Source organism: Streptomyces sp. NBC_01334, assembly GCF_035983595.1.
Taxonomy (GTDB): Bacteria; Actinomycetota; Actinomycetes; order Streptomycetales; family Streptomycetaceae; genus Streptomyces; species Streptomyces coriariae.
The window spans coordinates 549,771-560,868 of record NZ_CP130719.1; the positions used below are offsets into that span (position 1 = coordinate 549,771).

The 11,098-nt window shown below is 68.7% G+C and carries 7 protein-coding genes; all 7 read right to left on the reverse strand.

Annotated elements, in window-relative coordinates; translation table 11 throughout:
* Nucleotides 1-32 precede the first annotated feature (32 nt).
* On the reverse strand, nucleotides 33-2,975 hold the full coding sequence (locus OG736_RS47100) for a Helicase associated domain protein (protein ID WP_327180488.1): 2,943 nt from the start codon (nucleotides 2,973-2,975) through the stop codon (nucleotides 33-35).
* 106 nt (nucleotides 2,976-3,081) lie between these two features.
* Nucleotides 3,082-4,104: a TniB family NTP-binding protein gene (locus OG736_RS47105; protein WP_327180487.1), complete on the reverse strand. Its 1,023-nt coding sequence runs from the start codon at nucleotides 4,102-4,104 to the stop codon at nucleotides 3,082-3,084.
* Nucleotides 4,098-6,257, reverse strand: coding sequence for a TnsB C-terminal domain-containing protein (locus tag OG736_RS47110; RefSeq protein ID WP_327180486.1), 2,160 nt, complete (start codon nucleotides 6,255-6,257; stop codon nucleotides 4,098-4,100). The genes OG736_RS47105 and OG736_RS47110 overlap by 7 nt, the downstream gene beginning before the upstream one ends.
* Before the next feature lie 53 nt (nucleotides 6,258-6,310).
* Nucleotides 6,311-6,985, reverse strand: coding sequence for a TnsA-like heteromeric transposase endonuclease subunit (locus OG736_RS47115; RefSeq protein WP_327180485.1), 675 nt, complete (start codon nucleotides 6,983-6,985; stop codon nucleotides 6,311-6,313).
* Between the two features lie 190 nt (nucleotides 6,986-7,175).
* Nucleotides 7,176-9,584, reverse strand: coding sequence for a DEAD/DEAH box helicase (locus tag OG736_RS47120; RefSeq protein ID WP_327180484.1), 2,409 nt, complete (start codon nucleotides 9,582-9,584; stop codon nucleotides 7,176-7,178).
* A 21-nt stretch (nucleotides 9,585-9,605) separates the two neighbouring features.
* A complete protein-coding gene (locus tag OG736_RS47125; protein ID WP_327180483.1) occupies nucleotides 9,606-10,130 on the reverse strand; it encodes an SMI1/KNR4 family protein in 525 nt (174 codons plus the stop codon).
* A 43-nt stretch (nucleotides 10,131-10,173) separates the two neighbouring features.
* Nucleotides 10,174-10,569 carry an ankyrin repeat domain-containing protein gene (locus OG736_RS47130; RefSeq protein WP_327180482.1) on the reverse strand — a complete coding sequence of 132 codons (396 nt, stop codon included), beginning with the start codon at nucleotides 10,567-10,569 and terminating at the stop codon, nucleotides 10,174-10,176.
* Nucleotides 10,570-11,098 lie beyond the last annotated feature (529 nt).

Genomic DNA, 11,098 nt, shown 5'->3' on the forward strand with positions numbered 1-11,098 from the left:
ACAGGCTGGGCCCGGGTACGGGCGTTGGCGAATCAGGTCGGTGGGGCGACGTCGATGCGGGTGAGGAGGTGTTGTTGGTCGGGGTGCAGGAGTAGCCAGCGGTGGCGTTGGTTTTGGAGCCAGTGGCGGGCTGTCGGGTGGCGGGGATCGGCCTGTGCGTGGTGGTAGGTGCGTTGCCACAGGATGGGCCAGGGTGGGTTCCACCAGGGGTCGATCGTGGCGAGTGCTTGCTGGGTGGGGGAGGGGCTGCTGCGTTTCTTGGCGAGTTCGCGCTGGCGGTTGAGCCATTCGCCGAGGGGGAAGCCGTCGTGGACGGTCTTGATCGGCGGGCAGAGGTGGCCGTGTTCGCTGGCCCAGGTACGGGCGTGTGTGAGGGCTTCGGCGTGGGGCCGGGGGCGCGGGCTGGGCGGCCACTGTTCGGCTGTCTGAGCGGTGATGCCGATCGTGTTCAGCAGGTGCTGCTGGTCTGGGTGGAGCTGGTCGTACTGGAGGCATGCCCGGGTGATCCAGCTGCCCAGGACGGTGCTCGGTGCCGGGATGCGGGCGACGGGGTCATACGGTTCACCGGCTTCGATGTGGTGGCGGGCGCGGTAGTAGTTGCGCTGCCAAACGGTGTCCCAGGGTGGGTTCCACCACGGATCGATCGCGGTGAGTTCGGTGAGGTGGGGTGAGGGCGGCAGGTGGTCGCGGGCGCGTTGTTTGGCGCGGTTGCGCTGGCTGAACAGCCATGCGCCCAGGGGGTATCCGTCGTGGAGGGTGTCGCGGGGGGCTGCGAGGTGGCCGTGCTGGGCTGCGTAGGTGCGGGCATGTGCCAGGGCTGCTTCGAAGCCCGGCCTCAGATCGGGGCGGTGCCCGAGGCGGCTGCGAGGGGCGCGGGGACGCTTCGGTTCGGCGGCACGCCGTGCGCGCCGCGTACTGGTGGGGGGTGCAGGATCTGCTGCCCTTCTGGCTTGGCCGGTTGTGCCTTCCGCGTCCGCGTCCGGGCCCGAGGTGGCAGCGGGTGTTCTCGGGGCTGTCCGTGCGTGTTCCCGGGCGGTGCGGGCTGCCTCGGTGGTGATGCCGATGTCGGTGAGGAGTTGCCGTTGCTCGGGGTGGAGTTCGTCGTACGTGGCGCACTGGCGCCACAGCCAGTCGGCAGTCCCAGAATCGTCGAGGTCACTGAAGCCGTTGTCGGGATGGAGGGGGCGGCTGGCTGCGGCGTCGCGGGCGCGGTAGTAGTGGCGTTGCCAGCGCAGGTTCCAGGGCGGGCACCACCAGGGGTCGATGGCATGGAGAGCCTGTTGCCGTTCGGGGGACAGGACTTTGCGTTGCTGCTGGCTTCGTTGGCCGGCGAGCCATCGTCCCAACGGGTATCCGTGGTGCACGGTGGTCGCGCTGACCTGGGCGAGGTGTCCGTGTTCGGCGGTGTAGGAGCGGGCGTGGGCGAGGGCTTCTTGAGCGCCAGCTCTCATGTTGCGTCGTCTGGGGCGGGCGGCGGCGGCCGCTGCGGCGGTGATGCCGATCTGGGTGAGGAGGTGTTGCTGCTCGGGGTGGAGGGCGGGGTAGCGGGTGCACTGCAGGTACAGCCATTCGCCCAGGCTGTAGCTGGTGGTGGGGAAGCCGCGGGCCGACTGGAGCGGGCCGTGGGTGTCGGTGTGGTCGCGGGCCTGGTGCCAGGTGCGCTGCCACAGGGTGCTCCAGGGCGCGTTCCACCACGGGTACAGCGCGTGGAGGGCGGCGGCCTGGTGGGCGGGCATGCGGGTGTGGCGGGTGCGCAGGCCGGACAACCACCCGCCCAGCGGGTAGCCGTCGGGAGCGTCTTCCTTGGGGACGGCCAGATGCCCGTGCCGCTGGTGGTAGACGTGGGCGTGCGCGAGGCTCCTTTCGAAGGCGTGCTCTGCCTGGAGGCTGTGGCCGCGTAGCCGTTTGGCCGGCTTCGGCTGGGGCGCTGGCGGGGTGCCGTCGGCAGCTGGTGGCTGGGGGAGGAGGTCGCTGAGAGGGCGGGGCCGGTGCGATGAATGCACCTTCCACAGCGTTCGCTGCGCCGCGGGTGTCGGGGCGGCGCGGGTGTGTACCAAGGAGTGGGCCCAGGTGAACAGCGGGCCGTGGGTGACGTCGGCGAGGTGGCGGGCGAGCCAGGGCCGGTGAAGCTGGTCGGCGAGTTCGGCGAGCAGCGTGGGTATCTCGCCGAGGCGGTAGGGCAGATGGCCGCGGGCCTGGGTGAGGGTGTGCTGCTGCCGGCGGGGGCTGGCCAGGACCTGTGCGAGGGCGACGGCCTCGGGATAGGTGATCAGGTCGCGGGCGACCACCTTCCACCAGTTGGGATCGGCCTCGATGGGACGCGTCGCCTCCAGGCGTGCCGGCCACTGCTGTTCCTCGTGGGGCCAGGGCTGTTCCCACCAGGTCCCGGTGACGGCACGGGCGACTTCGAAGGCCGGCGCTGCGGCGGGGGAGCGGTGCAGCAGCCGGACGTGCCGCCGCTGGGCCTCGATCACCTCCGGGCAGCGGCCCAGGGGCACAGGCAGCCCGCTGGTGTGGGGCAGGTAGAGGAGCCAGTACCGGTGGCGTGCGCAGACCTGCTGCTCGGGTGCCAGGTACCGGCGGGCGGGCACGTCGCGTCCGGTGCGGGCGGCGGTGTATGCGGGGCAGGCCGGCCCCCAGGCGGCGACGGCCTCCTCACCGCGCAGCAGTCGCCCGGCGGGGCCGGTCCCGTGCTTTCCGCTCGGTTCTTCCCTCGTCCATGCGGGCAGTGCCTGCTCGAGCACGTGCTGCGGAACGTGGCAGAGTGCGGAAACGCGGGCGCGGGCCTGGGCGTTGAGGTGGATCTCGCTGTCCGGGGACAGCATCCCGGTGAGGTTGCGCAGGCCGCCGACATCGGTGACGGCGGCCAGCACGTCACGGATGCCGAGGTGGTAGCGGACGGCGATCCTGGCCAGGAACGACAGCGTCAGCTCCCCGCTCAACGGAGCGATGCGTTCTGCCGCGCCGCCACCCATGGTGGGCACGATCCCGCCGGATGCTGCCCGTTCGCGTCCCGCCCGTCTGCCCCGGGGCAGACGGGCGGGTGCGGGCGTGCTGGAGCGGTGCGCCATTGCGGATGCCCTACCGCTTCCGTCGTGCGGGCCGGGCCGGCCGGGCCTGGGTTTCGGCGGCTGCGTCGAGTTCGACCTCGGCGAGCAGCTGCTTGGTGATCCGTTCGGTGCCTTCGGTGATGGCGACCAGGGCGGCTTCGCGGATGAGGTGGGAGAGGCTGCCGATCCGCCCTGCGGTGCGGGCGTGGAGGTAGGCGGCGTGCTGGACCAGGGTTCCGGTCCGGTGCGCGCGCAGCCGCAGCAGGTCTTCCATGGCCCCTACGAGGTCGTTCCAGACAGTCCGGTCCTGTTCGGTCGCGTAGGCCAGCGGGCGGTGGCGGAAGATCTTGAAGCGGCCGGCGATCTGTGCGCCGCGCACTCCGCTGAGCAGGGATGAGGTCTCGATGTCGATGGCGGAGTAGACGAAGGTGGCGGGGATGCGTTCGCCGAGGTACTTGAGCTGGTCGGAGGTTTCCGCGCCGGCGCGCCGCTGGGTGTCCAGGAGGTGGACGTCGTCGATGAGGACCAGCTGGGTGCCCAGTTCGCACAGCAGGTCGCACACGGCACCGGTGATCTGGGTCTGGTTCAGGCGGTCGGTGACGGGCATGCCAAGGAACCGGGCGAACTCGCTGACGAGCATCTTCGGGGTGGCGGCCGGAGGCACGCTGATGAACAGCACCGGCCTTCTGCCGTCCTGGCCGGGGTGCTGGCGGGCGTCGGCCAGTTGGAAGGACCGCCCCAGCGCCATCATCGTGGTGGTCTTACCCGTCGTGGCCGGACCCGAGATGATCAGGCCGCGCCGGGCGCCGGCCTGCTGGCGGCGGTTGACCAACAACAGCCGCCGCACGGCGGTGAAGACGCTGTCCATGGCCGGAGTGCGCATGACGGCGAGTTCGGAGTGGTAGTCCTCCCGCTCCGTCTGCGACCAGGCGGGGTCCGCGGCGTCGCATGCGGGCGCCGCAGCCCGGTGGACGAAAGCGTCCCAGCCCTGCCAGAGAGTCGGAGCGGCCAGGGGAGCGAACCCGGCGGCGTCGTTGGAGAAGGCGCTCACCATCGCAGTGATTCCTCGAAGGGGTCGTAGACCGTGATCGTGGAATCTCGCACGGGAGGTGCCTGGCCGTCTGCGGTCCCGGCCGCTGCCACGCCTGCGGTGGCGGCGGGCTCAAAGGGCTGGCATCCACCGCCCGTTGCGCCTGCTGTCTCTTCGTCTTCGAAGGTGCCCTCCCCGCCCTCGAGGACGTCGTCCCGGCCGGCGCCGCCGCCTGCGGCCGACGGTGGCTGGCCGTACAGGATCCCCCACACCGCACCGCCCTCGTTCACGGCATGGGCGCGGGCCCGGGCGGCGACGACCTTGTCCCGGCGGCTGCCGTGTCCGGCGGCGGCGCGTTCCAGGAGCTCGCGCAGGGCAAGGGCCAGGTCGTGTTCGTGGCTCACGCGGCTGCCGCGCTGGGCGACGGTGCGCCTGACGTGCTGCCAGGTGAAGTCGGTGAACGGGGCGCTGACCAGGGTGCGGTGGATCCACGGCACCGCCTCCCACCCGTACCCCTGCGGCCGGCCGGCTTTGGGCAGGCGCACCCAGACCTCGTCGGGAGCGTGCGGGTTGTAGTGGATCTCCCACAGCCCGTCTGCCGCCGTTGAGGCTTCGCCGCGGTAGGGGTTGAGGACCTGATGGTCGTAGGTGCGGTAGTCGATGCGGATGCCGTAGTCGTTGATCTTCTGCCGTTTAAGGGGCATCAGCTCGATGTAATCCTCACGGCCCAGCGGCACCGGCACATACCCGCAAACGCCGACCAGCGCCGCCCACATCTCGTTCGGCGACAGAGCACGGCGGGGCATCATCGGGTGCCGCAAGCCGTCGTGCTCGCGCTCCTGCCACCCGCAGACGATCCATTCCTGCAGCAGGTCGTCCAGCTGGGCGAGCGTCCATACTGCCTCGCCTTGCGCGTTCCGGCCGCGCTCACCGGTGTGGGAACCCGTGTAGCCGGCCACGTGCTGGGCAAACAGCGTATTGATCGAGGAGAACGCACGCTCCACATGCCCTTTGGCCGGCCCGTTGCCCGGCGGAGCCGGCTGCAAAGAAATGCCCAGCGATCCGCAGGCGGCGACGAACGAGGACGAGACGAACACCTTGCCCTGATCGACCACGACCATCCGCGGAGTGATGACCGGCCGTGCCGCAGCCCCTTCCAGGCGCGCGTCCACGCTCAGCAGCCGCTCGTAGGGGATCACCGAGCGTTGCATCGCCAGCGCCTCGGGCCACGCGGACTGCATCGGCGCGGGCACCATCATCTGCGCCAGCAACTGCGCCGCATCCACGCTGCGGGTCCCCTTCGGGCGCAGCACAGCCGCGCAGATACTGCGAGTCGCCACATCCAGCGCGATGGTCAGCTCAGGCCGCTCCACCACCCCGTCGTCCAGCACCACGAAGGCATCCAGCACGGTGCTGTCCATCATCACCAGCTCACCCGGCGCCATCACTGTCGTCGGCACGAACGGGGGAGCCGGCCGTGCAGAGCGCCAGCGGCGCTGGCGCGCACTGCCCAACAGCCCGCCCCCGTCAGCCAGGGCGTGCACCAGCCGGTTGAACGTCGCCGTCGACGGCAGCGGCACCGCACCGGGGCCGTGCCGCTCGGCCAGCAGCCGCTCGGTGTACACACGCAGCCGCCCCAGCGTCCCGCTGGAGCGATCCCGCCCCACCTCCAACACCTCCCGCAGAGCGGCCACCACCCGCTCATCCGCCCGCCCCAGCGCAGAACGGGGCCGCGCAACCCGCTGATCCACCAGTCCCCACACCCCGCCGTCGCGGTAGCGGGCCCGCATCCGACGCACCGTCACCGCGCTGGTCGCCATACCCGCCGCCGACAACTCCGCCGCCTTCGCCTCCTCCCGCTGCGCCAGCGTCCGCACAGCCGGGTCGTAGCCAGCCCGCACAAGGCCGGATACACCGGAGCCGTCCGGGTGCCCCGTCTCCACCTCCCGCACATGCCGCTCCCACGCCAGCGCCCGCTCCCGCACCGGTGCCGGCAGAGACTCCAGCAGGCCCAGGGGCGGCACCTGCAAGGCGGCGGGAGCGTCCACGACCTCAAACTCCGCATCGCCGAACAACAGCCCCAGCAGCAGTGCCGCCATCTCGCCGTTCTCGGCGATCAGCCGCACCTGCCCGCCGACGAGGGCGGCCACCATCCACGTCCGGCCCTCGAACCGCACCCGGGACCCCACCTCGACCACCGGCCCGCCGGGCCCCCGGCCGCTCGCCCCCATCACACCGCCCGCGCCCACACCGGCATCCGCTCATGCATCGGAGCATCCAGATCCGCGGACAGCTGCCCCGCCCACAGAGCATGGAACAGCGCGGGAAGGACCACCATCGGATCCCCGGCCCGACGCACGCCCTCCCATAACGGCGTACGGCTGGCGAACGACTTCCGCAACGCCGTGGCCAGCTGCTGTCCTCCGCGATATCGCGGATGCCGGTACCCGGACAGCCAGGTCACGTTGGCCCGGTAGACCGGATCGACCGGCCCCAGCACCCAGTACCGCCAGCCCGCCGCCGCACACACCTCGCCGACTACCGCCGCGAGGGACCTCTGCCGCTGAGAAAGCTTTCCTCTGGTGGTGCAGTCCGCCAGGACCCCCTGGCCATCGGCGAGCCGGAGCATCACCTGCGGGGCATGCGCACGCACTCCGCCAGGCGCCTGCCACCGCAGTTCCAGTGGTCGGCCGGCCAGACCCTGGACGCGTGGATCGCGGTCGAGCAGCATCAGATGGAGCCGCATCGCCCCTGACCCGTAGTGCACAAGCCGCCCGGTGGTCGCCGACCACCACCATCCCGGCGCCGTGCGCTTGCCCTTGCGGACTGGAAACGGCCTCAGCGGCGGACACTGCTCGAAGGCCACTTCGGCGGCCGCTGCCGACCACGGCGAACACTGAGTCATCCCGCCCGCAGCCAAGAACCGGACCTCCACAGCTCCGACATCGGCCGGCACGGCCGTTGCCGCATCCCGATTCCTTCGCACACAGAGCCCAACGGCTTATCGACTCACCCGGTAATGGGTATAACCAGCCAAAGGGAGCGCGTGCCGGAGGCTCCGAGGCCGTCGGTCCCGCTGGCTCACGGAGGTTCTGTCAGCCGTGCTCGGGCTGCTCTACGGTCCATTCCAGCCCGAGTGCGGCGAGTGCGGCCAGCTTGTCGGCTGTCAGCTTGGCCCGGCGGCTCTTGCTGTTGCTCAGAAACACCCCAAGCCGAACCTCTGACCCATCCTCAAGCCGTTCTACGTGAGATCGGCTCACAGGACCCGAAGTGCCCGTGCGGGCCTTGTACTGAGCCAGGGCCGCCACACCCCTCTCGAAGGTGCTCAGGGGCGTCGTGGGTGCCTTCACGGGCACCGCCTCGGGCTCCTGGGCCGGCGGCTTGATGCCGAGCTGCTCCAGGCGTTGGCGCTGCCCGCCTGTCAAGGCCTGCCAGACGGTCGGCTGACGCTGCCTGGCGAGCCACGCCCCCACGTCCATCCCGCTAACAGTGACGCCGGGCTGCACCTCGGTCTGGCCGCCCTCGTCGCGCAGAAGTTCACGGACCGCCGCGTAATGGCGCTGCCAGCTGACAGGCCAGGCCGGGTTCCAGTCGGGATCGATCGCAGCCAGCGCCGCAGCGCGTTCAGGATGCCTGTCCAACACACCTGGCCTGCGCAGATTGGAAACAAACTGCCCGACGGGCTTGCCCAGAGCAACGGCTGTACGCGGCGCACAGAGGGTGTAGTGCTGCTCGAAGTAGGCGCGGCAGGCAGCAAGGTTCTCCTCGAAAGCGGCATCCGCGGCATCCCAGACCATGCCGAGCTGCTCAAGCCGACGGGCGCGCTGGCCGGTCATCTGCCCAGCCCGGTAAGCCCGTCGCTGCTCCGCGACCCACTGCCCCAGCGGATGAGCATCTTCCTTGTGGTCGTAGGGCACGCGTGCGTCGCCTACGCGCTCGACGTACCGGCGCAGCGCGGCCCAGCCGCGGGCCCAGTCCTGCCGTTCAGTGTCGATCACGTTGAAAGAGACCCACCGGGCGACCATGACCGGGTCACGTGGAGCCGCGAAACGCAGCAGCAACCGTGATTCCTCCTCACCCTCCTCCGGCGCCACACCAATATCCACCGAAGGCTGCGCAACATCTTTCTGCGGCTCCTGAGGAATGGCCAACAACTCGATGGCCTCTTCATCATGCGCCCGAAGTCCAGCCAATACCTGCACAAGCGGCCTATACGACCCGGAGGTGAACATATCCTCCGGCTTTTCTCCCGGCTGAAGAAATACCGGCACGATCAACGACGCCAGTTTCCCCTGCCCGGGCTTTTGCCGCAGAGCACGGCCGATGGCCTGGACGATGTCATGAGGGGCGCCCTTGGGATCCAACAGGGCAACACTGTCCACACTTCTGATGTCGACGCCCTCGCCCAGGACACGACAGTTGGACAGCACGGCCTGCTGCGCGGTTGACCCGAAGGAACCAAGAACTTCCCGTCGACGCTCAGGAACATGCTCGCCACATAGCCAGTCCGCCCAGACCTTCGACGGGTACGTTCCCGGCTGGTCCGCGTGCAGCTTGGCGGCGACGCGCTCGAGGCCCTCCGCGTAAGCCTGCGCCTCTATCGTCCGATAGTGGAAAGTGATGCAGGTCTGGAGCTGATGCCGGCTCATGGCGTGCAACAGCGCCGCCTGCAGCGCCCCCAACCGCTGCCCCCGCACCTCCTCACCACGCCGCTCCTCACCCATCAGCCGCTCCGGAGTGACGAGGGGGTCCTGGAGCTCCAGGACGATGATCTGATACCGCGCCAGCAGCCCGCGTGAGACCGCGGACGCGAGTGAGAGCTTGTACAGGACGGGCCCGAACACGGCCTCGTCATCCATGGAGGCCGCCATCTCCCGCGGCAGCGGATCGCGCACCCCTTCGGCGACCTCCCGGTTGAGCCGCTCCTCCCAGATCCGCGGTGTGGCCGTCAGATACAGCCGCCGGTGCGCCGGGATGACGCTCTGGTCGTGGATGTCCGCCCACGCCTTACCCATCGACCCAGACGTCCGGTGCGCCTCATCGACCACCGCGAGGTCCACCGGCGCCAACTGCTGCCCGTACACACCCTCGAACGCCTCCGCCAGCACCCCCAGCGACGCGTACGTGGCGTAGATGGTCACCGGCCCCTGGCCGTGCCACAGCGCCAACTGCACGGGGTTCGTGGTGGAGCGCACCCGCAAGTTCCACAACTCCGGGTCGTCTTGGAGCGAGCACACCGCAACCGCCGGCCCCGTGTGCCCGGCCTCATGCCACGCCTTCACGGTCTGAGACAGAAGGTCCAGCGTCGGCACCAGAACGAGCTTGCGTCCCTTCGGAACAAGCCGCTTCGCCGACGCCGCAGCAATGAGGGTTTTCCCCGTGCCACACGCGGCGTGTACCTGCCCGCGCAGCCCATGAGCAGGAATACCGCCCACAGGAACGTCCAGGCCACGCACGATGGCATCGATGGCCTCGATCTGATGGTCACGCAGTCTCACTGTCATCCTCGCGCTACCGCCATTCCCTCAGTCGTCGCGCCAACTAAGGTACGTGTGCGGCTCACCATCCGAAAAGTTCTGGCTGAAAGGCTCGAGAGACCCACTCAGGAGAGACCACAAGAAGTCGGCCATGCCACCGTCAAAAATTGACCATCGCTTCATCCCGTAGAGCGCATGCCGCCTGAATATGACGACTTTCCACTTCTCCTGAACGTCTTCGGTCAGCCAAAACACGACATCGCCGGTTGCTGTCGTGCCGAACGGCAGCAGCCTCGGCTCCTCATCAGCCGGAAGACTGGGGGCCAGCTCGGCACGGCAGTCCGGGGGGAGAGCCGGATCCACGCCCTCCAAGAGACTCCCGAAGGGAGATCCCTCAACAGGCGGCGTACGCACGGACAGATACTCATCAATCTCTCCCCCTCCGTAAAGTTCGACGAGCTCCCTGTAGTCCGTCGGGAATTCCCAGCCGGTAGAGTGAGCGAGCATCTCCCAATCGATCATGTCGCCGCCCGACGGCGGGGGCGGAAGCACCTGCCGGATACGATCGACCACCGGGTGCAGCATTGGTAATTCCTCTCAGCGGGACTAAGGCGTTTCATCCAGCTACTGGCTTTACAGGTGCCAGGAAGCGCTGAAGCAGTCGCTCGGCCGGCTCATGGTTGTAGGACTTCGCGACCTGCAACGGAGTCTCACCGTCTTCGGCCGGCAACCGTGGATCAGCACCGTAAGCCAGCACGATCGCCGTAGCAGCCGTGCTCAGCGGGTGACCCGACTGAAGATGGCCGTCTCCTTCGACATCAATGGCATGGATAAGCAACGTGAGACCGAAACACATCTCGTCCGGGTCAGCCCCAGCATCCAGCAACCCGGCGAGCGTCTCATACTCACCCATCTCTACCGCCTGATGCACAGGCGTCCATCTCTCGATGCCCTCAACCGCAGCGATGATGAATTCTCTTTCCAAGGCTTCTCCCGCCGTATGCTCGAACATCAACTCATAAGAGGAGGTATTTCACTGCGCGTCGGAGAGCCATGGTGCAGCATCCCCAAACCTTACACAGTGCATCGTCGTGATGCATACTCTTTTGCGGTTCCCTTCAAGCGGACTGAGAGTGCACCACCAGTTCACACCTCACAGGACTCCGGCAGAGGCTGAGCGGGCGGACGTCCAGAACGAGGAACCCTCTGGGGCGAAGCGCAGCGGAGCCCATCACCGAGATGGAGACTGACACCGAGTCAGGCCAGCGGCCCGTCACATCCGCTACCGGGGTACTGATGGGGATCCCCAGACCCTACACAGCAGACGATGTGATGCACCCTCACCCCTTGCTGCCCGGCGAAGCCGGTAGGGCGGGAGCGCAGCGGACGCCCAGGATTCCCGCTTGCGGGAATCCCCTATCCGCGCTTGCGCGGATAGGTACGCTTTCGAATTCCGTTTACGGAATTCATTCCCGCGTTTACGCGGGAATCCGAATTGCGCTTGCGCAATTCCTGCTCTATGCCTCGGCTTGCCGAGGCAT